This is a genomic window from Gordonia spumicola, from assembly GCF_009932475.1.
Lineage (GTDB): Bacteria > Actinomycetota > Actinomycetes > Mycobacteriales > Mycobacteriaceae > Gordonia > Gordonia spumicola.
In genome coordinates this window covers 1,486,034-1,508,201 of record NZ_BJOV01000005.1, presented here as the reverse complement: position 1 = coordinate 1,508,201, position 22,168 = coordinate 1,486,034, and the positions used below count along the sequence as shown (strand labels likewise).

The following is a 22,168-nucleotide window of genomic DNA, read 5'->3' as shown; positions in this document are numbered from 1 at the left end:
CCGCTCGTCGTCGTGCTGAGATCCGCGGGCTGTGTGTTCGCGGACGATGAGGCGCGCGTCCTGCGGCGCTGGGCATCGGGCGCGGACGAACTCGACGACTGGACGGCCCGCAGGGTGGCCGGCGAGCCGTTGGAGCACATCGTCGGACGCGTCGAGTTCGGTGGACTCGACCTGCGTGTCGGGCCGGGCGTGTTCGTTCCGCGTCAACGTTCGCTGCTGCTGGCCGCCGCCGCCGTCGACCTCGTCGCGGAACGACCGGGTGTGTTCGTCGAGGTGTGCTGCGGGGTCGCGCCGATCGCCGCGACGGTCGCGCATCGACACCCGGCGACGTCGATCGTCGTATCCGACATCGACGTCACCGCACTCGACTTCGCGACGCTGAACGTGCCGGGCGCGACCGCGGTCCGAGGTCGATTCCTCGACGCGGTGACGGCCCCGGCGTCGGTGATCGCCGCGGTGCCTCCGTATGTGCCCGACGGGCAGGCGCGCCTGCTTCCAGGGGAGGCCGGTCACGAGGCCGCGCGGGCGCTGTTCGGCGGTTCGGACGGCCTCGACGCGGTCCGTGCACTGCTCGGCGGCGCCGCGTCACGGCTGGTGGACGGCGGCGCGATCGCGGTGGAGATGCACCGCGACCAGACGACCTCCGCCGCGGCCCACGCGGCCCGCCACGGCCTGCACACGCGGACGGTGCACGCCGAGGACCGCCAGACCGCGGTACTCATCGGCACGAAGCCGGAGAGAGTCACGGTCCGGCGGCGAACGACCGATACCCGCGTGTGAGGTTCCAGGCCTACGATGACGTTCATGACGAGCCGATGGCGGTGGAGCTGCGTGATCGCGGTGGTCGTCGCGCTGTGCGGTGTCGCACCGGCGGCGGCGTCGCCGATCACGTACAGCTTCGCGGACGGGATCCGCGCCGAACTGCAGAATCCGGGCGGATCCCTGCCCGGTACGAACGACTTCTCCTGCCGACCGAGTGCGCGGCACCCACGACCGGTGATGCTCCTGCACGGCAGTGGGGGCGGACGGCAGACGAACTGGGCGACCCTCGCCGCGGTCCTCGTCCGTGACGGGTACTGCGTGTTCGCGCCGACGTACGGAGCCTTGTCGACGGTGTGGCCCGCGTCGGCGCTCGGTGGACTCGGGCCGAAGATCGACAGCGCGTGGGACGTCAAACTGTTCGCCGACAAGGTGCTCGCCGCGACGGGATCTCCGCAGCTCGACGTCGTCGGGCACTCGCTCGGGACGGAGATACCCACGTACTGGATGAAGTACCTCGGCGGACGCGGGAAAGTGGCGCACTACGTCTCGCTCGCGCCGTACTGGCGGCAGGGGCCGGACGACGACGATGCCCGCGGCGAGTCGATCTCGGCGTTCCGCGCGATGCTCGGCATCGCCGAACCCACGCGGCCGACGTGTCCTGAATGCACGACGCCACCCGCCGATCTGAACTTCAATCGGGCCGTCCGGCTGCCGACGCCGTACCTGCCGGGGGTCCGGTACACGAACATCGTGACCCGCGACGACGAGATCGTGACGCCGTACACGGCCGGAATCCTCGACGGCCCACCGGGAACCCATGTCGTGAACGTGATCGTCCAGGACGGGTGCGCGAAGGACCGCTCCGACCACATGTCGATCACGTCGAACCGGCGCAGTGCGGCCATCGTCCTCAACGCACTCGACCCCGCTCACCCGCGGCCGGTGCCGTGCGTGCCGGTGGCGCCGTTCACCGGCGGCTGACTTACAGGCCCATCGACTTCCGGAGCTCGTCGAGCTTGCGCTTGGCCGCCTCGTCGCGTGCGGCCATCGCCTCGTCGAGGGCCGCGGCCTCGGCGCCGGCCTCGGACAGTTCCTGGCCGCCGATCGCCGTCGTCGTGCGCTTCTCGATCTTGTCGCGGACGTGGTCGAACGTCGGAACGCCCGCCTCGGTGTAGCCGGTGACCTCCTCGAACGACGGCGCATTCACCGTCGGAGTGAAGTCGGGAGACGGAACGATCTCGGCGTCGATCGGTTCCAGGTCGTCGTTGCCCGTGGTCATCGCTCCAGGGTAGGTCATGCCCGCCTGCGGTAGTGGACGGCGATCGCACCGTTCGACAGCGGTGCCGACGAGACGAGGTCGAGGCGGCGGGTGGAGGGGAGACCCCGTTCGTACAGAGTGGGGCCGTGCCCGACGATCATCGGATGGACGAGGAATCGGTACTCGTCGATCAGGTCGAGACGGTCGAGTTCGCTCGCGAGCCTCCCGCTGCCCACGAGCACGCCGTCGGCGGTCCGGTCCTTGAGCTCGCGGACCGCGGTCGCGAGGTCGCCGGCCAGGTGGTGAGATCCGGTCCACGGATAGTCGGTCCGCGTCGTCGACGCCACGTACTTGGCCTTGGCCTCGAGGGCCACGGCCCAGTCGCGCATCGAGGCGGGTGCGTCGACGTCGCCTCGGGCGACGGCAGGCCAGTGGCTCTCCATCATCTCGTAGGTGACGCGACCCCAGAGCATCGCGCCGCACCCGTTCATCAGATCGGTGAAGTAGGCGTGCGTCTCGTCGTCGGCGATGCCCTCCCGATGGTCGACGCAGCCGTCGAGGGTCACGTTGATGCTGAAGGTCAAGAGGCCCATGGACACCGACTGTACGTCGTCGGCCCTCGACCCGGGCCCGTGTGCGTCTACGACACCGAAGAGCCCAGCAGGTTCGGCATGGTGTTCGGCATGCCGAAGTACGCGCCGGGGAACGCGGGCTGGAATCCGCTGCGGACGGCGTCGTCGACGACCGACATCCCGGAGACCACCTCACCGATCATCGAGTACAGCGGTGCCGTGATGATGGGTTTGATCACGAAGAAGAACGACGACGATCCGGCGGCGACGTCGCGCGCGGCCTGTGCACCCGGGTTGGTGATCAGCACCGCTCCGCGCGGATATGTGACCTGTTGTCGACCGAGGCCGTCGACCTTGCCCGCAGCGACCGGGAGATCGGTCGGGAGTTCGTTCGGGCTCGTCCACCCCGGGCCCTCGACGTCGGCCTGGATGTCCGGCGTGGTCGGCCCCGCTCCGCCTGCCGCACAGACGAGGATGTAGTCACTCGACCGTCCGCAGCCCTGCATGTCGTACACCCCGCCCGCACGGGACACCGCGATGACTGCCGCGACGTTGCAGGGAGCGCTCGACCGGTCGAGTCGGACGTCGATGTCGCCCTCCGACGTCGTCAGGTGAAGGGTGGGTGTGCCGCTGGTCGGTTGCCGGGCATCGGGAGTCGGGACCGTGTGGATCGCCCTGGTCGAGGCGGCCGGATACGTGCAGGCGGTGGTCGGACCGTCGATCTCGGACGTCCCGGACTGAGCTGTCGTGGATCCGCGCGAACCGTCGGAACCGCGCGAGAGGAGGTACCCGCCGACGCCGATCGATGCGGCTAGGACCGCTCCCGCGACACACAACGCGACGACTCCCGTCCGGCCGCGCCGAGGGGGAGGCGATACGCGGGGCGGCGACGCGATGGGAGCGGTGACGGGCACCGGACCGGGAGACGAGACGGCGGGACGTCCGAGTCCGGTTCGCGCGGCGGCGGCGAACGCGCGGCACGTCGGGAAACGATGGCCGGGCTCTTTTGCGAGCCCGCGGGCGACGGCCGGATCGACGCCGGTCCCGGTCATCGGCGGCGCGTCGAAGAGATGGCCGCGCATGGTCACGGCGATCTCGCCCGATCCGTACGGCGGCCGACCCGTGAGGCATTCGACGAGCACGCACGCCAGCGAGTACTGATCGACCGACGGTCCCGTCGCGCCGCGGTCGAATCGTTCCGGCGCCATGTAGGCGATCGAACCGATCATCGCGCCCGTCTGCGTCAGCCGCGTGTCGGAGTCCGACCGCGCGATTCCGAAATCGACGAGATACGCGAAGCCATTTCGGTCGAGCAGGATGTTGTCGGGCTTCACGTCTCGGTGGACGAGCCCGGCCTCGTGTGCGTGATCGAGGGCGCCTGCGACCTGGCTCACGACGTCGATCGCGTCTGCGGGCGCCACGACCCCGCGACGGAGACGGTCGCCCAGAGACTCGCCGTCGACGAGCCGCATGTCGATGAACAGCGTGCCGTCGGTCTCGCCCCAATCGTGGATCGGAACGATGTGCGGGTCCCCGAGCGACGCGACGATCCGTGATTCGCGGACGAACCGGTCGCGGAACGCGGCGTCCGAGGCCAGCTCGGGCGGCAGTACCTTCAGCGCGACGACACGGCGTCGTCGCAGGTCGAAGGCGCGATAGACCTCGCCCATCCCGCCGCGCCCGAGGAGTTCGTCGACGCGGTAGTCGCCGAGCACGGTCCCGCTGCGGTCGGCCGGGGTCATCGAAGTGTCAGCCCTTGACCGGGCCCGTGTACTTCTCTCCCGGGCCCTCGCCCGGTGCATCGGGGTACGCCGACGCTTCGCGGAAGGCCAACTGGAGGGCCTTGAGCCCGTCCTGGATCGGCTTGCGGTGCAGGCCGAGATCGGCGGACGCGGCCGTCACGAGACCGGCGAGCGCGGTGATGAGGGCGCGCGCCTCGGGGAGGTCCTTGTGCTCCTCCTCGCCGCCCGCGTCGGGGCCGATCTTCTCGGCCGCCGCGCTCATCAGCATGATCGCCGCGCGCGTGGTGACCTCCACCGCGGGAATTGTCGCGAGCTCGCGGACGTTGACGTCTTCGGCCCCACCTGGTGCGACGTGCGCATGCGCGTCGTCCGAGGAGGGCTGGCCGGTCGAATAGGAGTTAGCGCTCACGCCTGTTAGACTTTCACAGCATGACCGCTCCGGCTCACCCCGGGGTAGCAAGAGGATGTTCGAGTCCCACCGTACGACGCAGGCCTTCACGGCCGAACAGTTGTCCGGTTCAGGTCACACCGTCGCGAGACGACGGGAGCAGGACGACGTCAGCATCGTCCGGTATCGGCTCCCGCGCGCGGCGATGTTTCTTGGGCCTCGATCCGTCTCTAGCTGCCAGACTTCTGGCCGGCCACGTGAGTACACATTTATCGAGGAGGCCACATCAGCACTGAAACCCGCATCAACGAGCGCATCCGCGTTCCCGAGGTCCGTCTCGTCGGTCCCGGGGGAGAGCAGGTGGGCATCGTGCGTGTTGAAGATGCGCTCCGCCTGGCTTACGAAAATGATCTGGACCTGGTCGAGGTCGCGCCCGACGCGCGCCCGCCCGTGTGCAAGATCATGGACTACGGCAAGTTCAAGTACGAGGCGGCGCAGAAGAAGCGCGAGTCCCGCCGTAACCAGCAGATGACCGTCATCAAGGAGCAGAAGCTCCGCCCGAAGATCGACGACCACGACTACGAGACCAAGAAGGGTCACGTCGTCCGGTTCCTCGAAGCGGGTTCCAAGGTGAAGGTCACCATCATGTTCCGCGGCCGCGAGCAGTCCCGTCCCGAGTTGGGCTTCCGACTGCTGCAGCGCCTTGGCAACGACGTCGCCGAATACGGCTTCGTCGAGACCTCCGCGAAGCAGGACGGACGCAACATGACCATGGTCCTCGCCCCGCACAAGGGCGCGAAGACCCGGGCGAAGGCCCAGCAGACCGCCGAATAAGGCCACAGCACAGCGGATTCCGCGCCGCACCGGGACACCGGTGCCGATGGAGTCCGCCCGAATGAAGGAAAACCAATGCCGAAGGCAAAGACCCACAAGGGCACCGCGAAGCGTTTCAAGGTGACCGGCAGCGGCAAGATCGTCCGCGAGAAGGCGGGCAAGCGCCACCTCCTCGAGCACAAGTCGTCGCGTGTCACGCGCCGCATGAGTGGCACCGAGGTCGTCAGTGAGAACGACGCTCCCCGCATCAAGCGCCTGCTCAACCGCTGATCTTCCCCTGACGACAAGACGTAAAAGGATTACTGACTAATGGCACGTGTGAAAAGGGCCGTCAACGCCCAGAAGAAGCGCCGCTCCGTTCTGGAGGCATCGAAGGGCTACCGCGGACAGCGTTCGCGTCTGTACCGCAAGGCCAAGGAGCAGCAGCTCCACTCGCTGACCTACGCGTACCGCGACCGCAAGGCTCGCAAGGGCGACTTCCGCAAGCTGTGGATCACCCGCATCAACGCGGCTGCCCGCGCCAACGACATCACCTACAACCGCTTCATCCAGGGCCTCAAGCTCGCGGGTGTCGAGGTGGACCGCAAGGTGCTCGCCGACATCGCCGTCACCGACCCGGCGGCCTTCACCGGCCTCGTCGAGGTCGCTCGTGCCGCGCTGCCGGCCGACGTCAACGCTCCGGCTGCCTGATCAGCTGAGCGGACGCGAGATTTGAGCTCGTACCGACCCGCGATGGACGTTCTCTCCGAACGTTCGTCGCGGGTCGTCTCATTGGTGAAGCTGCGGCGGGCGCCCGTCCGCAAGGCGGAGGGCCGCTTCCTCGTCGAGGGTTTCAACTCCGTCGACGCCGCTCTGACCACCGGCCGCGCCGTGTCGGTCCTGGTGCGCGACTCCGACTCCCACAAGCACGTCGGCATCGTCGACCGGGTGCTGGAGGCCGGACTTCCGCTGCACTGGTTGTCGGACAAGGCTGCCGACCGGCTGTCGGAGACGACGACCGCGCCCGGCGTCTTCGCCGAGTGCTCACTGGTCACGACGTCGTTGGACGAGGTGCTCGCCGCCGATCCGACGCTGCTCGTCGTCGCCGTCGAACCGCGTGAGCCGGGCAACGTCGGAACACTCACGCGGTGCGCCGACGCGATGGGCGCCGACGCCGTGATCCTCCTCGGCGACTCGGTGGACCCACACAACGCGAAATGCGTGCGCGCTTCGGCCGGCAGCGTCTTCCACATCCCGATCGTCCGCGACGTCGACGTCCACCGCGCGCTGGCGGTGATCCGGCAGCGGGGGATCGTCACTCTCGCGACGACGATGGATGGCGAACTGTCCCTCGACGACGCGGGATCCGTCCTGGCCGGGCGGCACGCCTGGTTGTTCGGGAACGAGGCTCACGGGCTGCCCGACGACGTCGCCGTCGCCGCCGACCGTCGGGTGTCCATCCCGATCCGGGGTCGAGCCGAGAGTCTCAATCTCGCTGCCGCGAGCGCGATCTGCCTGTACGCCAGCGCCAGACACCAGGGCTGAACACACTTCGCACTAAGGTTCGGCTAACCTAATGCGATGATCGTCTCCGAGGTCGGCGCTCCGCCGCAGCTCCGGCGTGGCGTGGGCCGCCGCTCCGCCGGGTTCGTCATCGGCCTGCTCTTGCTGCTGGGCGGGCTCGCGGCGTCCGTCCTACTCGGTTCCGGCGAGCATCTCTCAGCCGTCGACGCGTGGAACTCGTTGTGGGCGTCGAGCGACGACCTCGCGGCGTCGTCCGCGGTCGCCCGAGCGAACGACATCGTCTTCTCGCAGCGCATCCCGCGGACCGTGCTCGGCCTCCTCGCCGGACTCGCGCTGGGCGCCGCCGGGGCCCTCGTGCAGGGCCACACCCGCAACCCGTTGGCCGACCCGGGCATGCTCGGCGTCAACGGCGGCGCGAGTCTCGGCGTGGTGCTCGGCGTCTTCGCGTTCGGTGCGGCGTCGCCGTGGGCGTACATGTGGTTCGGCCTGGCCGGCGCGTTGATCGCCGCGGCCGTGGTGTTCGCGTTCGCGATCGGCGGCGCGGGTGCGTCACCCCTCACCCTGCTTCTGTCCGGCATCGGACTGTCGGCCTTCCTCACGGCGGCGACGTCGGCGATCGTGCTCAGCGACGTCCGGTCCCTCGACCAGTGGACGTACTGGAATGTCGGCGCGACCGGCGGACGAGGCTGGGACGTCGTCGGTGCGGCCACGCCGTTCGTCGTGGTGGGCCTCATCGTCGCATTCGCCGGCGGCTATTTCCTGAACATCCTCGCGTTGGGTGATTCGGTTGCCCGGTCCCTCGGTTCGAGGGTCGGCTGGATCCGCTTCTCCGGCGTCGCCGCCGTCGCGATCCTCGCAGGCGCAGCGACGGCCGCGTGCGGGCCCATCGCGTTCCTCGGGCTGGTGGTTCCGCACCTCGCTCGGTTCGTCACCGGCCCCGACTATCGACTCTCGGTGCCGTTGTCGGCGCTCCTCGGCGCCTGCCTGCTGCTGTACTGCGACGTGATCGGACGAGTACTCGGCAGCCCGGGGGAGATGCCCGCGTCGGTTGTGCTCGCGGCGGTCGGGGCTCCGGTGTTCATCATGATCATCCGTCGACGGAAGTTGGTGGCACTGTGACGGTCACGGTCGCTTCGTCCGGAGCACCATTGCGGCGGCACGTCCTGCGGGCGGGCCCGATCAGCGTGATCGCCCGTCCGCGCGCGCTCATCGTGGGATCGGCGCTGGCGGTCGCCGTGGTCGCCATCGGATTCGCGCTGCTCTACATCGGGACGCTCCCGGCCGACGTCGTCACCAAGGCGCTGTTCGGCGGCGGTGGGCGACTCCCGCGCAAGGCCATCGTGGACGGACAGCTGCCGATCGTTCTGATGGCCGCGTTCGCCGGGGGCGGCCTCGCCGTCGCCGGAGCCAATATGCAGACGGTAGCTCGCAATCCGCTCGCGACGCCCGACATGCTCGGCATCACCGCCGGGGCGTCCACCGCGGCAGTGCTCGCCATCGCCTTCGCCGATTCGTGGGGAGCGTGGCTCGCCGACATCGGGGTTCCCGCCGCCGCGGCGCTCGGAGCGGGGGCCACCGCGGTGATCATGTACCTGCTCGCCTGGAAAGGCGGTCTGGAGACCACGCGGCTGGTGCTGGTCGGCGTCGCCCTGACGTGGTTTCTGACCTCGCTCACCGCGTACCTGCTGACGCGCGGGCAGATCTGGCAGGTGGAGACGGCGCAACGGTGGCTCGTGGGTTCGGTGACCGGCGCGTCGTGGGACACCCTGACGCCGGTGCTGATCGTCGTCCCGCTCGGCATCGCGGCCTCGCTCGCCCTGCGTTCGCGCCTGGCCGCGATCAGCATGGGCGAGGACCTGGCCCGCTCCTTCGGCGCCCGTCCGGGCGGCACGCTGATCGCGGCGATGACCATCGGGGTGATCGTCGCCGCCGTGTGCGTGTCGGGTGTCGGGCCGATCGCCTTCGTCGCGCTGCTGGCGCCGCAGATCGCCGTCCGCCTGACCGGGGCGACCGTCCCCGGACCACTGACCAGCGGACTGTGCGGGGCGCTGCTCGTCCTCGTCGCCGAACTCGCCTGTCGGACTCTGCTGCCGTCCAGCATCCCGGTCGGGGTCGTCACCGCGGGCGTCGGCGGGCCCGTCCTCATCGCCGCACTCCTGCACGCCAAGACGAAGGGCCGCCTGTGAGCACCTCGAATCCGATCCTCTCCGCGCACGGTCTGACCGTCGGCTACGGAGGAGCGTCGATCATCACCGACCTCGACGTCGACATCGCGGCGGGTGAGGTCACCACCATCATCGGGCCGAACGGTTGTGGAAAGTCGACTCTGCTGCGGACACTCGCGCGACTGCTCGCGCCGTCGGCGGGTCGGGTGCTCCTCGACGGTGACGAGATCGCCGCGATGCGCCCGCGCGACGTGGCGCGGCGACTCGCGATGCTGCCGCAGAATCCCGTCGCGCCGTCCGGGCTGTCGGTGCTCGACCTGGTGTCCCGCGGCCGGTCGCCCCATCAATCCTGGTACCGGCAGTGGAGCGGGGCCGACGAGGAGGCGGTGGCCCGAGCGATGGCGCTCACGTCGACGCTGGAGTTGGCAGATCGGCCGGTGGAGGCGCTGTCGGGCGGCCAGCGGCAGCGCGCGTGGATCGCGATGACGCTCGCTCAGGACACTGAACTGGTGCTCCTCGACGAGCCGACGACGTTCCTGGACCTCGCCCACGCCGTCGACGTCCTGGACTTGGTCGACGAGCTCCGCTTCGAGCACGGGAAGACCGTGGTGATGGTCCTGCACGATCTCAACCTCGCGGCGCGGACCAGCGATCACCTGATCGTGATGAAGGACGGGGCGGTGCTGACTCGGGGGACGCCGTCGGCGGTGTTGACGCCGGACGTCCTGTGGGACGCGTTCGGACTGTCCGCGCAGGTGGTGACCGATCCGGAGACCGGCGGACCGCTCGTGGTGCCGACCGTGACCTCACCCCACCGAACTAAGGCTAGCCTTCTCAAGGAACTCTAAGTCTGATATAAGGTTAGGCTCACTTACTTCACAAATCTGTGGAGTGTGGAGCACAAGGAGTCACCACCCACATGAAGGTCAGCATCATCACGCGGCGCGCCGTCGTCGCACTGGCCGCCGTGACGGCGGTCGCCGCCGTCGGCGCCTGCGGATCCACCGACGACGGGTCGTCCGACGACGCATCCGGCTCGGTCCAGGTCCAGACCGCCAACGGCCCCGTCACCATCGACGGAACCCCGCACAAGATCGTCACCATCGGCTCGCAGTGGACCGAGACGGTGATCGCGCTCGGCGAACAGCCGGTCGCCTACTACGACGCCGTCAAGGCGACGACGCAGGCGCGGGCGCCGTGGCTCGAGGGCAAGGTCGGCGACGGCCGGGAGATCGACGTCAAGAAGGACATCGTCACCCAGATCGCGGATCTCGACCCGGACGTGATCTTCACCCAGGGCAGCACCACCGACGCCGCGACCCTCAAGAAGCTGCAGGACACGGGCATCCCGGTGATCGCCGCGGTCGGCAAGGGCCAGGTCGACTCGTGGCAGGACCTGCTCACCGCGGCCGGGACCGCCCTCCGCAAGGAGGACGAGGCCGCCGCGGTGAAGACCTCGATCGACGAGAAGATCGCCGCGATCAAGGCCGACAACCCCGGTTTGGCGGGCAAGACGTACTCGTTCGCAGCGTTCCAGACGCCGACCATGATCACCCTGCTCGCCGACGACAACGACGGCGCCGCCGCGCTGTTCGGTGAACTCGGACTGCGCTTCCCGCAGGCGCAGGTCGACAGGGCCAAGGCCGAGGGCGCGTCGCGTTTCCAGGTGAGCCCCGAGAACGTCCAGATCCTCGACTCGGACCTGCTGGTCATCGCCGCGGTCTCGGACGAACTGAAGAACACGCTGCAGAACCTGCCGTCGTACAAGTCGCTGACCTCGGTCCGCAACGGCGCCGTCGCCTGGATGTCGTATGTCGACATCTTCGGCCTCAACACGCCGTCGGCGTTGTCGGTGCCGGCCCTGCTCGACAAGCTGACCCCGGCGATCGCCGCGGTCAAGTAGCACCCGCGAACGACACGACCCGCGACGAACGTTCAGAGAACGTTCGTCGCGGGTCGTGTCGTCGGTGGGGTTTTCTGCGCATCCGTCCCGGAGTCGAACGGCCGTTAGTGTCCCGAATCGTTAATCCGTTGAATAAGTATTCGCGCCCCAATGGTGGTTGAGCCGGGCCGGAGCGATAGCGGAGGGCCGCGTCGAAACCCGGCGACATTCGCTGGAACTGCGGTCCAGCTACTGTTGAATCGTTACCACGAAACAGGTGTGACCAGTAATTTCGTTTGACGCTGTCACTGAGTTTCAGCCGACCTCACCAGGTTTCGACACGGGCCTCCGCTATCGCTCCGGCCCGGCTCAACCACCGGTGAGATTCCAGTTTAGGACACTAGGTCGCTACCCGAGCTTGATCTCCAGCGGGGTCGTCTGCTCGTCAGTGGTCACGTCGGGACGGCCGAGGCGACTGCTGGAGTTGGCTCCCCAGCAGTAGCGGCTGTCGCCGGCGATCGCGCACGTCACGCTCCACCCGGTGGTGATCTGCTGGACGCCGCTCACGCCGGTGACGACGTTCGGCTTCTCGACGTTCGACGTGGTGCCGTTGCCGAGCTGGCCGAACTTGTTGTTGCCCCAGCACTTCACCTCGCCGTCCGCGGTCGCGCACACGCTGCCGATGTCGACGGCCACGGTCGTCGCATCCGAGATGCCGTCGATCTTGCGCGGTGACGAGCTGGGCGACGTCGAACCGTCACCGAGCTGCCCGCTGCCGTTGGCTCCCATGCAGTAGACGTCGCCGCTCGCGATGACGCAGGTGTTCGCGAACGCGGTGCCGTCCGACGTGTCGCTTCCGCCGGACCGGCCCGCACCCATCGACACATACGACACGTCGCTGAGCGTGGTGACCTTCTCGGGCGACTCGGTGCTGTCCGAGCCTCCGGTTCCGAACTGGCCGTCGCGGTTGATGCCCCAGCAGTACAGCGACTTGTCGGCGACGGCGCACACGCTGCCCTCGCTCGCCGCGATCGACGTCGCGTTGCTGACGCCCGCGACCTTCGTCGGCGTCTTGTTCGCCGATGTCGTGCCGTTGCCGAGCTGGCCCAGGCCGTTGTCTCCCCAGCAGAAGACATCGCCGTCGGAGATCGCGCATGTCGAGTCCCACGACGTCGCGACGGCGGTCACCTTGCCGAGGCCGGGGACCTTCGTGGGACGCGACTGGTCGTCGTCGGTGCCGTCGCCGATCTGTCCGAACAGGTTGGCTCCCCAGCAGTAGGCGTCGCCGGACGCCGCGACGCACGTCGTGATGCGCGTGTACTCGGTCGACTGGTATCCGCCGACGGCCACCGCGGTCACATCGCTGAGGCCGTCGATCTTGGTCGGGGCGCCGACGTCGGACTGTCCGCCGGTGCCGACCTGACCGTGGTCGTTGGCGCCCCAGCAGTAGAGATCCTTCTTCGAGTCCGTCATGCACGTGGTCCCCGCGGCACTCGCGGCGATCGGGCCGGTGTACGTGACGCTCGGCGAGTCGGACGACGAGCCGAGCAGGCCGGGGATCACGAAGACGCCGACCGGGATGAGGACCGCGAGCACTGCCGCGACTGCCAGCCCGATGTACAGCGGCTTCCGGCTCTTTCGCTGGACCGGTCCGCCGGGACCGAACGCGCCGTACGGCTGCTGCTGCCCGTACTGGTTCGGTGGCGGGAACTGCGGACCGGACTGGAACTGCGGACCGGATTGGAACTGGGGGCCCGACTGGAACTGACCGGGGGACGGGTGCTGCGGCCCCGATCCGTACGCCTGCTGTCCGAACCCGGACTGCTGCTGCGGGATCGGGCTGAACGAGTTGGACCCGGAGGGATTGCCGAAGCCCGCGGCCGGGACGGGAGCCACGGTGGTCTGCGTCCCCGCACCCGTGGTGGCGAGCGCGCGGTTGAACTCCGCGGCGAACGCCCGACAGTCGGGGAAGCGCTCACGAGGGTTCTTCGCCATTCCGCGCTGGAGGACGGCGCCGACCGCGCCGAGGTCGGGTCGCAGCGCGGCGAGCTGCGGTGCGGGCTTCTGCACGTGCGCCATCATGAGTGCGGTCGCGGTCTCGGCTACGAACGGAGCCTCGCCCGCGAGGATCTGGTAGGCCGCGCAGGCCAGTGAGTACTGGTCGGCGGCCGGACCGGCCTGCTCGCCGCTGATGATCTCCGGGGCCGTGTACGTCATCGTCCCGACGATCGAGTTCATCGCCGTCAGCTGGGGCGAGTTGGCGAGTTTGGCGATGCCGAAGTCGAGGACCACCGCGCGTCGGATCCCGCCGTCGGCACCGCGGGTGACGACGATGTTCGCGGGCTTGATGTCTCGGTGGACGACGTGATGCTCGTGCGCGTAGTCGAGGGCGTCGCCGACCTGGGTGAGGACCGTGCCCAGTTCGGCGGGCGTGAGACGGGTCGACGCGAGGTCGGGTCCCTCCAGGTACGACATCGTGTACCACGGCGACTCGTCGGTGATGCCGTGGTTGTGGATCGTGATGATGCTCGGGTGGTCGAGCGACGCCGCGGTGCGCGCCTCATTGGTGAAGCGCTGCTGGAAGTCGGGGTTGGACGCCCCGGCGACCGAGATGACCTTCATCGCCTCGCGGCGCTGCAACTGCTCGTTCTCGACGAGGTACACCTCACCCATTCCGCCCGAACCGAGCAGTGAGACCACTCGGTATCCGGCGATGGTGTTTCCCGGCTGCACAGGCACGTCGAGGTCCTTTCGAAGGGCGGGCGTGAATTCGTTCAGAGTAGACCGTTGGTCCGACTGGAGTCGTTCGACTGGCCTAAGCGGTGAGCCGTGGACGACTCGTCACAACGGGACTGTCACCGGAGTGACGGAACTCTCGCCCGTGGCGGCCGGTCCCAGCTGCCCCTTCGCCGCGTAGCCCCAACATTGGACTGTCGACTTCGCGCGCACGCACGTCGAACTCCAACTCGTCGTCAGCTGGTCGACGTCGGACACCGCGGTCACCTTGACGGGCAGCGACACGTCCTCGGTGTTCCCGGTGCCCGCCTGTCCGTACTTGTTGTAACCCCAGCAGTACAGGTCGCCGTCGGTCGTCGCCACGCACGTGGTGCTCGCGTTGCTGGCGATGATCGCCGGGTCGGGGACTCCGTTGACCTGGACCGGAGTCTTGCTCGCGGCGACGCCGCCGACCTTCTGACCCCAGCAGTAGAGCTTGCCGCTCGCGGCGGCGCACGTGTTGCGGTTGTATGCGATCGACTTGTCCGACGCGATGTAGCTGCTCTGACCGATGTCGACCGCGGTCACGTCGGACAGTCCCGGCACCTTGGCGGGAGTGTTCACCTGGGTGTCGCTGCCGTTGCCGAGCTGGCCGGACGTGTTGCTTCCCCAGCAGTACAGGTCGCCGTTCGCGATCGCGCACGTCGATCCGGCGCTGGTCTTGACCGAGGTCACACCGTCGAGCGCGACCTTGGTCGGCGTCGCGACGGAGTCGGCGGTCGGCGTCCCGATCCCAAGCTGGCCCCACTTCGCGAAGCCCCAGCAGTAGAGAGAGCCGTCGGCGATGGCGCAGGTCGAGCCGTAGTTCGTCGTCACCTGGGTGACGTTGTCCAACCCCGGGACCTGGAACGGCGAGGTGCGCGGGGTGACCGTCTTGGCGCCGTCGCCGACTTCGGCAGATCCGTCGTAGCCCCAGCAGTACGCCTTTCCGTCGGCGGCGGCACAGGCCGTGACCGGGGTGCCCGAGTCCTTGGACGTGAAGCCGCCCAGCGCGATCGATCGGACGTTCTTCAAACTGTCGATGGTCCGGGGGACCGATCGCGGCGACGTGGTCCCGTCGCCCAACTGTCCGGTGTCGTTCCGGCCCCAGCACGCGACCTGTCCGTCCGTGACGGCGCACGTGGTCCCGAACGCGGTCGCCAGCTGCGGCCCGACGGGAGCGTCGGGACCGGGATCGTCCGAACCCGCCAACAGTGCCCAAGTGCCGCCCGCGACGGCCAGCAGGACGACGACCGCCGCGGCGAGTCCGATCCACAGTCCGCGTCGGTTCTTCTTCGGGGCGGCCACGAAGCCGGGCTGCGAGAACGGCGGCGCCGGATGGAGCGGGGCCGGATGGAGTGGGGCCGACGACGGTCCGGGCTGGACTGGCGAGGGCACGGGCGTCGGGAACGGAGTGTGCGCGATCGACGTCGCGGTCCCGGCCGCGGTCTGGGTGAGTGCCCGCCGCAGTTCGACGGCGAACGCCTCGCAGGTCGGGAACCGCGCGGCGGGGTCCTTCGCCATAGCCCTCGCGATGACCGGTCCGAGCGCGGCGAGGTCGGGCCGCTCCTGGCCGAGGGGCGGCGGTGGCTGCTGGACGTGCGCCATCATCAGGGCGGTCGCGGTGTCGGCGCGGAACGGTGCGTGGCCGACCAGGACGTCGTACACGCTGCAGGCGAGCGAGTACTGGTCCGACCGCGGGGACGCCGGGTGGCCGGAGATGATCTCGGGCGCCGTGTACGCCATCGTTCCGACGACCGAGTTCATGGCCGTGAGCTGTGGGGAGTCGGCGAGTTTGGCGATGCCGAAGTCGAGCATGACGGCCCGCGCGAGCCTGCCCTGCCCGTCGCGGGTGATGACGATGTTGGCGGGCTTCACATCGCGGTGGATCACCGACCTGCCGTGCGCGTAGTCGAGGGCCGACGCGACCTGGGCGATCGCGTCGATCGTCTCGGTCGGCGTCAGTCGGGTCGACGCCAGGTCAGGGCCGTCGAGATACGACATCGTGAACCAGGGGAGTCCGCTGGTAGCGGTCGCATCGGGTTCGCTGACACCGTAGCTGTGGACGGTGATGATGCTCGGATGGTCGAGCGACGCCGCGGTGCGCGCCTCATTCGCGAAACGCTCCTGGAAGTCAGGATTCGACGCGCCGGCGACGGAGATCACCTTCATCGCCTCCCGACGCTGCAGCTGGGGATTCTCGACGACGTACACGTCGCCCATCCCGCCCGAGCCCAACAACGACACGACTCGGTATCCGGCGATGAGACTTCCGGGTTGTGCTGGCACGCCAATGCTCCCCTCGTTCGGCGATGATCGAAACGACCCTATCGCGGGTGATGTGCCGGTTTGGCACCTGTCGATCGAACGTCCGACGTGTCGCCGCGAACGACCACGTCCGTGGGCGCGTCGGGCGGTCGACTACCCTGAGAGGGTCCTTTCGGCCCAGGTGTAGGAGATGCGAGCCAGGTGGCGCACGCCCAGACCCCCAGCGATCAGAACCAGAACGATTTCCCGACGGAGCAGCAGTTGGCGGCGGTCGTCGACGAGGCGCGCTCGGCGTTCGCCGCCGCCGCGGACCTCGACCAGCTCGCCGCCGCGAAGATCGCGCACGTCGGCGACAAGTCGCCGATCGCCCTCGCTCGCCGCGCCCTCGGCGGCATCCCCAAGGATCAGCGCGCCGAGGCGGGCAAGCTCGTCAACGTCTATCGAGGTCAGGTCGCGTCCGCACTCGACGAGCGCACGGCGGTCCTCACCGCCGAACGCGACGCCGCGGTCCTCGTGGCCGAGTCGATAGACGTCACGCTGCCGGCCGACCGTCGTCGGACCGGCGCCCGGCACCCGATCACGGTGATCGCCGAGCAGGTGGCCGACGTGTTCGTCGGCATGGGCTGGGAGATAGCCGAGGGCCCCGAAGTCGAGACCGAGCATCACAATTTCGATGCGCTGAACTTCCTCCCGGACCATCCGGCGCGTTCGATGCAGGACACCTTCTACATCGCGCCCTCGGGATCGCGTCAGGTCCTGCGGACGCACACGTCCCCGGTCCAGGTGCGTTCGATGCTCAGCCGCGAGGTGCCGATCTACGTCGCCTGTCCCGGCCGCACCTTCCGCACCGACGAACTCGACGCCACGCACACCCCGGTGTTCCATCAGATCGAGGGCCTGGCCGTCGACAAGGGGCTGACGCTGGCGAACCTGCGCGGCACCCTCGAGGTGTTCGCGAAGGCGCTGTTCGGCCCGGAGACGACGACGCGCATGCGCGCCAGCTACTTCCCGTTCACCGAGCCGTCCGCGGAGGTGGACGTCTGGTTCCCCGCCAAGAAGGGCGGACCCGGCTGGGTCGAATGGGGCGGTTGCGGCATGGTGAACCCGAATGTACTGCGCGCCAACGGCATCGACCCGGACGTCTACTCGGGCTTCGCCTTCGGCATGGGCCTGGAGCGGACGTTGCAGTTCCGCAACGACCTCCCCGACATGCGCGACATGGTCGAGGGCGACGTGCGTTTCACCGCGCCGTTCGGCCCCGCCTTCTAAGACCCGCTCGACACGAAAGAAGATTGGTTACCCCGTGCGACTCCCACAGTCCTGGCTGACCGAAGTCCTGCAGAACGGCGCCCCCGGGTGGACGGCCCCGATCGACGAGATCGACGCGGGCTTCGTCCGCGTCGGATTCGAGATCGAGGACGTCGAGCCGTTCCCGGAGATCACCGGCCCGCTGGTGATCGGCCGCGTCGCCGCCATCGAGGAGCTCACCGAGTTCAAGAAGCCGATCCGCTTCTGCCAGGTGGACGTCGGTGAGGACGGGCCGCGCGACATCGTCTGCGGCGCACGCAATTTCGCGGTGGGCGACCTCGTCGTCGTCGCGCTGCCCGGCGTGGTGCTGCCGGGGCCGTTCGCCATCGCGACCCGCAAGACGTACGGCAAGACGTCCGACGGCATGATCTGCTCGGTCACCGAACTCGGCGTCGGCAACGACCACTCGGGCATCCTCGTGTTGACGCCGGGGACCGCAGAACCGGGAGCCGACGCCCGCGAGGTGCTCGGCCTGAGCGATGTCGCCATCGACGTCAACGTGACGCCCGACCGCGGCTACGCGTTCTCGATGCGCGGACTCGGCCGCGAGCTGTCCAGCGCCTTCTCGGTCCCGTTCGTGGATGCCGGACTGCCGGGCGAGCCACTCGCCGCAACCCTGGACCGTGAGCCGTGGCCGGTCGCGATCGACGCCGACAGCGAGGCCACCCGCTACACCGGTCGTGTGATCACCGGGGTCGACGCGACCGCGTCGTCTCCGTGGTGGATCGCCAAGCGCCTCATGGTCGCGGGGATTCGCCCGATCTCGGCGATCGTCGACGTCACCAACTACGTGATGATCGAACTCGGCCAGCCGTTGCACGCGTTCGACGCCGACAAGGTCACGGGCACGGTGACCGTGCGGTCGGCTCGTCCGGGGGAGACGCTCGAGACGCTCGACGGAGTCCAGCGCACCCTCGATCCCGAAGACGTCGTCATCGCGGACGACTCCGGTCCGATCGCGCTCGCCGGTGTCATGGGCGGCGCGTCGACCGAGGTCACCGACGCGACGACGAACGTGCTGCTCGAAGCCGCCAACTTCGACCAGGTCCGCGTGTTCCGCACCGGAAAGCGCCACAAGTTGAGCTCGGAGGCGCAGAAGCGGTTCGAGCGCCTGGTCGACCCCGAACTGACGGCGGTGGCGTCCGACCGCGGCGCATCGCTGATCGTCGAGCTGGCCGGCGGTCAGGTGGCGGGTGCGCTCGCCGACGTGCGTGTCGAGACCGCGCCGATCGCGGCGATCGCCATCGCGGCCGACCAGCCCGACGTCACCGCGGGCGTGAGCTACCCGGCGGGGACCACGGTGGCGCGGCTGCGTGAGGTCGGCTGCGGCGTCGACGACTCCGGCGACCTGCTGCAGGTGACTCCGCCGTCGTGGCGTCCCGACCTGCGTCAGCGCGCCGACCTCGTCGAGGAGGTGCTGCGTCTGGAGGGGCTCGAAGACATTCCGGCGGTGGTGCCCCGCGCGCCGGGCGGCACCGGGCTGACTCGGGCCCAGCGACGCCGCCGCGCGATCGGCGTGGCGCTGGCGGCGGACGGATTCATCGAGGTGCTGCCGTACCCGTTCATGCCGGCGGGCGTCTTCGACACCTGGGGCCTCGCCGACGACGATCCGCGGCGTGCGACCGTGTCGGTGCTCAACCCGCTGGAGTCGGACCGCCCGCAGCTCAACACCACGCTGCTGCCGGGACTGCTGGAGATGACCGCTCGCAACATCGCTCGTGGACGCCGCGACCTCGCGCTGTACGCGATCGGACAGGTGGTGCTCGGCGGAGGGCAGGGACCGACCGTCGGCGCACTCGACGTGTCCGGCCGTCCGTCGGACGACGACCTCGCGGCGCTCGACGCATCGCTGCCGCGTCAGCCGCTGCATGCGGCCGCCGTGCTGACCGGCCTCCGCGATCCGGCGGGGCCGTGGGGCAAGGGTCGCGCCGCCGACGCCTACGACGCGTTCGCCGCGGCCCGTTCGATCGCGTCGGCCGCCGGGGTGGAGCTGACCCTCGTCGCCGACGACACCTTGCCGTGGCATCCGGGACGCTGTGCCCGCCTCGAAGTCGACGGCGTCGTCGTCGGCCACGCCGGCGAGCTGCATCCGGCCGTCCTCGAACGGGCCGGACTGCCGCCGCGGCTGTGCGCGGTGGAGATCGACGTGGACGCGTTGCCGTTGACGCAGGTCCTGCCGTCGCCGACCGTCTCCCCGTTCCCCGCCGTCCTGCAGGACGTGAACGTGGTCGTCGCGTCCGACGTCCCGGCGCAGCAGGTGCTCGACGCCCTGCGTGACGGCGCGGGCGAGCTGCTCGAGGCGATCGCCCTGTTCGACGTCTTCACCGGCGAGCAGGTGGGCGAGGGCAACAAGTCCCTGACGTTCGCGCTCACCTTCCGCGCGGGCGACCGCACGCTCACCGAGGACGATGCGACGGCCGCCAAGCTCGCCGCCGTCGAGAACGCGGCGACCGCGGTCGGAGCCCGCCTGCGGTGATCCGTTCGATCGTCGAGGTCGTCGTCGCGGCACTCGTCACGTTCTGGCTGTACCGGCGACTGGTGCGGGCGCCCGGGCTCACCGGGTGGCCCGCCGCCGTCGCCACGACCGTGCTCGTGGTGCTCGGTGCGGCGCTCCCCGCCGCATTCCAGGTCGGCGACACGCTCGATCCCTCGTGGGCGCGGCCGATCGGGTTCATCGGGTTCACCTGGGCGGCGACCGTCTACTACCTGGCACTCGGCATCGTGGCGATCGGGGCGGCGTCGTTGGCCGTCCGCGCCGTGCGCAGGGTGCGCGGCGGATCGGGAGGTCTGAGTCGACGCGTCGTCGCGGTCGCGACCGCGATCGTCGTCGTCGCCTCGATCGCGTTGACCGGCTACGGACTCACGGAGGCGGCGACACCGCGGGTCGTGAACGTCGACGCCCACGTCGCGAAGCTGCCCGCCTCGTTCGACGGCGTGCGTGTCGCGCTCGTGACCGACGTCCACGTCGGCCCGGCCCGCGGCGCAGGTTTCACCCGAAGAGTGGTCGACCAGGTCAATGAGCAGAAGCCGGACCTGATCATCCTCGGCGGCGACCTCACCGACGGCACGGTCGCGAAGGTCGGACCCGACCTCGAACCGCTGCGCGACCTGCGCGCGCCGCTCGGCGTGTTCGGCATCAGCGGCAACCACGAGTACTACGTCGACGACGGCGGAGCCTGGCTCGACTTCTGGGAGACGCTCGGCGTCCACGTGCTGCGCAATCAACGGGTCGAGTTGCGGCGCGGCGACGGCGTCGTCGACCTCGCAGGCGTCTACGACGCGACCGCACCCGACCCGTACGAGCCGGACTATCGCGCCGCGCTCGGCGGCCGAGACCGGTCTCGGCCGGTGATTCTGCTTGCCCATCAGCCGAAGCAGGCGTTCGACGCCGCACCGTACGGCGCGGACCTCCAGCTCTCGGGGCACACGCACGACGGCCAGCTGTGGCCGAACACGTACCTGGTCGCACTGCAGCAACCGGTGCGCGCGGGTTGGGGGACCGTCGACGGCGTGCCGGTCTACGTGACTCGCGGCACCGGTGCGTGGGGACCGCCCGTCCGTGTCCTGGCTCCGCCGGAGATCACCATTCTGACGCTGCGGCCCTGATCGTCGAGCGAAGCCCACTCCCGACCGTCGAGCGAAGTCGAGACGTGGTGAATTGATTTGCGTCATGGTGCATAATGATGAAATGACTATCAAGGTTGCCGTCGCCGGAGCGAGCGGATACGCGGGCGGCGAGATCCTTCGACTGCTGTGCGGACATCCGCGAGTGGCGACGGGTGAGGTGGAGATCGGCGCGCTGACCGCGGGCGGCAACGCCGGAACGCGACTCGGGGAGCACCACAAGCATCTGCTTCCGCTGGCCGACAGGGTGCTCGCGGAGACGACACCGGAGGTCCTGGCGGGCCACGACGTGGTGTTCCTCGGACTGCCGCACGGACAGTCGGCGGTGATCGCCGACGTCCTCCCGCCGTCGACGGTGATCATCGACTGCGGAGCGGACTTCCGGCTCACGGACGCGCAGGAGTGGACCCACTACTACGGCGGCGACCACGCGGGGACCTGGCCGTACGGCATGCCGGAGCTGCCGGGCAACCGGGAGGTCCTGTCGGGTGCGACGAAGATCGCGGTCCCCGGCTGCTATCCGACGGTGTCCATCCTGTCGCTGCGTCCGGCGATCTCCTCGGGTCTGATCGACACGCGGGTGACCGTCGTCGCGATGTCGGGGACGTCGGGTGCGGGGCGGGCGCCGAAGACGAACCTGCTGGCGTCGGAGGTGATCGGCTCCGTCCGCGCCTATGGGGTCGGCGGTGCGCATCGGCACACGCCGGAGATCACTCAGGCGTTGTCGGCCGCGGCCGACGCTCCGGTCGACGTGTCGTTCACGCCAGTGCTGGTGCCGACCAGCCGGGGGATCCTGGCGACATGCACCGCCCGCACCGCCGCCACCGACGACGAACTGCGTGCCGTCTACGAGGCCGCGTACGCCGACGAGCCGTTCGTGTACGTGCTGCCGAAGGGCGAGTTCCCCGAGACCGGTTCGGTGATCGGATCGAACGCGATCCAGATCGGCATCGCCGTGGACGAGCGCACCGGCACCTTCACCGCGATCGGCGTGGTGGACAACTTGACCAAGGGGACGGGTGGCGCCGCCGTCCAGTCGATGAACCTGGCCGTCGGATTCGGTGAGACCGAGGGCCTGACCACCGTAGGAGTAGCACCATGACCGCAC

20 protein-coding genes are annotated in these 22,168 nt (G+C 69.3%); 14 read left to right on the top strand and 6 right to left on the bottom strand.

Annotated features, from left to right (window positions below):
- Positions 1-12: 12 nt before the first annotated feature.
- A complete protein-coding gene (locus GYB83_RS18230; RefSeq protein WP_228461602.1) occupies positions 13-780 on the top strand; it encodes a N5-glutamine methyltransferase family protein in 768 nt (255 codons plus the stop codon).
- 24 nt (positions 781-804) lie between these two features.
- On the top strand, positions 805-1,743 hold the full coding sequence (locus GYB83_RS18225) for an esterase/lipase family protein (RefSeq protein WP_228461600.1): 939 nt from the start codon (positions 805-807) through the stop codon (positions 1,741-1,743).
- A gap of 1 nt (position 1,744) precedes the next feature.
- On the opposite strand, the gene GYB83_RS18220 is transcribed toward GYB83_RS18225, so the two are convergent.
- From GYB83_RS18220 to GYB83_RS18205, 4 genes are read right to left on the bottom strand one after another with little or no spacing between them, the layout of a single operon-like run.
- Positions 1,745-2,041, bottom strand: a complete 297-nt coding sequence (locus GYB83_RS18220) for a hypothetical protein (protein ID WP_161896752.1) — start codon at positions 2,039-2,041, stop codon at positions 1,745-1,747.
- A 14-nt stretch (positions 2,042-2,055) separates the two neighbouring features.
- Entirely contained in the window at positions 2,056-2,613 is a 558-nt protein-coding gene (locus GYB83_RS18215) for a dihydrofolate reductase family protein (protein WP_161896751.1), read from the bottom strand.
- 47 nt (positions 2,614-2,660) lie between these two features.
- The gene (locus GYB83_RS18210; protein ID WP_161896750.1) at positions 2,661-4,334 is read right to left on the bottom strand and encodes a protein kinase domain-containing protein; all 1,674 of its coding nucleotides are present in this window, start codon (positions 4,332-4,334) and stop codon (positions 2,661-2,663) included.
- Positions 4,335-4,341: 7 nt separating this feature from the next.
- Positions 4,342-4,743: a DUF1844 domain-containing protein gene (locus GYB83_RS18205; protein WP_161896749.1), complete on the bottom strand. Its 402-nt coding sequence runs from the start codon at positions 4,741-4,743 to the stop codon at positions 4,342-4,344.
- A gap of 246 nt (positions 4,744-4,989) precedes the next feature.
- On the opposite strand from GYB83_RS18205, the gene infC reads away from it, so the two are divergent.
- The 8 genes from infC to GYB83_RS18165 all read left to right on the top strand — a co-directional run bounded on the left by infC (position 4,990) and on the right by GYB83_RS18165 (position 11,127).
- Positions 4,990-5,556: a translation initiation factor IF-3 gene (infC, locus tag GYB83_RS18200; RefSeq protein WP_161897581.1), complete on the top strand. Its 567-nt coding sequence runs from the start codon at positions 4,990-4,992 to the stop codon at positions 5,554-5,556.
- A 75-nt stretch (positions 5,557-5,631) separates the two neighbouring features.
- Positions 5,632-5,826: a 50S ribosomal protein L35 gene (gene rpmI, locus GYB83_RS18195; protein ID WP_161896748.1), complete on the top strand. Its 195-nt coding sequence runs from the start codon at positions 5,632-5,634 to the stop codon at positions 5,824-5,826.
- 39 nt (positions 5,827-5,865) lie between these two features.
- Positions 5,866-6,246 (top strand): 50S ribosomal protein L20, encoded by a 381-nt coding sequence (rplT, locus tag GYB83_RS18190; RefSeq protein WP_006895463.1) that lies wholly within the window; start codon positions 5,866-5,868, stop codon positions 6,244-6,246.
- Positions 6,247-6,288: 42 nt separating this feature from the next.
- Positions 6,289-7,080, top strand: coding sequence for a TrmH family RNA methyltransferase (locus GYB83_RS18185; RefSeq protein WP_161896747.1), 792 nt, complete (start codon positions 6,289-6,291; stop codon positions 7,078-7,080).
- A gap of 36 nt (positions 7,081-7,116) precedes the next feature.
- A complete protein-coding gene (locus GYB83_RS18180; RefSeq protein ID WP_161896746.1) occupies positions 7,117-8,178 on the top strand; it encodes a FecCD family ABC transporter permease in 1,062 nt (353 codons plus the stop codon).
- Positions 8,175-9,245 (top strand): FecCD family ABC transporter permease, encoded by a 1,071-nt coding sequence (locus tag GYB83_RS18175; protein WP_161896745.1) that lies wholly within the window; start codon positions 8,175-8,177, stop codon positions 9,243-9,245. Before GYB83_RS18180 ends, GYB83_RS18175 begins: the two co-directional genes overlap by 4 nt.
- The gene (locus tag GYB83_RS18170; protein WP_161896744.1) at positions 9,242-10,072 is read left to right on the top strand and encodes an ABC transporter ATP-binding protein; all 831 of its coding nucleotides are present in this window, start codon (positions 9,242-9,244) and stop codon (positions 10,070-10,072) included. Before GYB83_RS18175 ends, GYB83_RS18170 begins: the two co-directional genes overlap by 4 nt.
- 71 nt (positions 10,073-10,143) lie before the next feature.
- Complete coding sequence (locus GYB83_RS18165) at positions 10,144-11,127, top strand: ABC transporter substrate-binding protein (RefSeq protein WP_161896743.1); 984 nt, start codon at positions 10,144-10,146, stop codon at positions 11,125-11,127.
- Positions 11,128-11,514: 387 nt separating this feature from the next.
- Here the strand turns inward: GYB83_RS18165 and GYB83_RS18160 are convergent, their stop codons facing one another.
- Both GYB83_RS18160 and GYB83_RS18155 read right to left on the bottom strand, forming a co-directional pair.
- Positions 11,515-13,845, bottom strand: coding sequence for a protein kinase domain-containing protein (locus GYB83_RS18160; protein ID WP_161896742.1), 2,331 nt, complete (start codon positions 13,843-13,845; stop codon positions 11,515-11,517).
- A gap of 102 nt (positions 13,846-13,947) precedes the next feature.
- Entirely contained in the window at positions 13,948-16,149 is a 2,202-nt protein-coding gene (locus GYB83_RS18155) for a protein kinase domain-containing protein (protein ID WP_161896741.1), read from the bottom strand.
- Positions 16,150-16,389: 240 nt separating this feature from the next.
- On the opposite strand from GYB83_RS18155, the gene pheS reads away from it, so the two are divergent.
- The 4 genes from pheS (at position 16,390) to argC (ending at position 22,162) form a co-directional block, all read left to right on the top strand.
- A complete protein-coding gene (gene pheS, locus GYB83_RS18150; RefSeq protein WP_228461763.1) occupies positions 16,390-17,397 on the top strand; it encodes a phenylalanine--tRNA ligase subunit alpha in 1,008 nt (335 codons plus the stop codon).
- A gap of 34 nt (positions 17,398-17,431) precedes the next feature.
- Positions 17,432-19,912 (top strand): phenylalanine--tRNA ligase subunit beta, encoded by a 2,481-nt coding sequence (gene pheT / locus GYB83_RS18145; RefSeq protein WP_161896739.1) that lies wholly within the window; start codon positions 17,432-17,434, stop codon positions 19,910-19,912.
- A complete protein-coding gene (locus GYB83_RS18140; protein WP_161896738.1) occupies positions 19,909-21,042 on the top strand; it encodes a metallophosphoesterase in 1,134 nt (377 codons plus the stop codon). Before pheT ends, GYB83_RS18140 begins: the two co-directional genes overlap by 4 nt.
- An 82-nt stretch (positions 21,043-21,124) precedes the next feature.
- Complete coding sequence (argC, locus tag GYB83_RS18135; protein ID WP_186349805.1) at positions 21,125-22,162, top strand: N-acetyl-gamma-glutamyl-phosphate reductase; 1,038 nt, start codon at positions 21,125-21,127, stop codon at positions 22,160-22,162.
- The last annotated feature ends 6 nt before the right edge of the window (positions 22,163-22,168 follow it).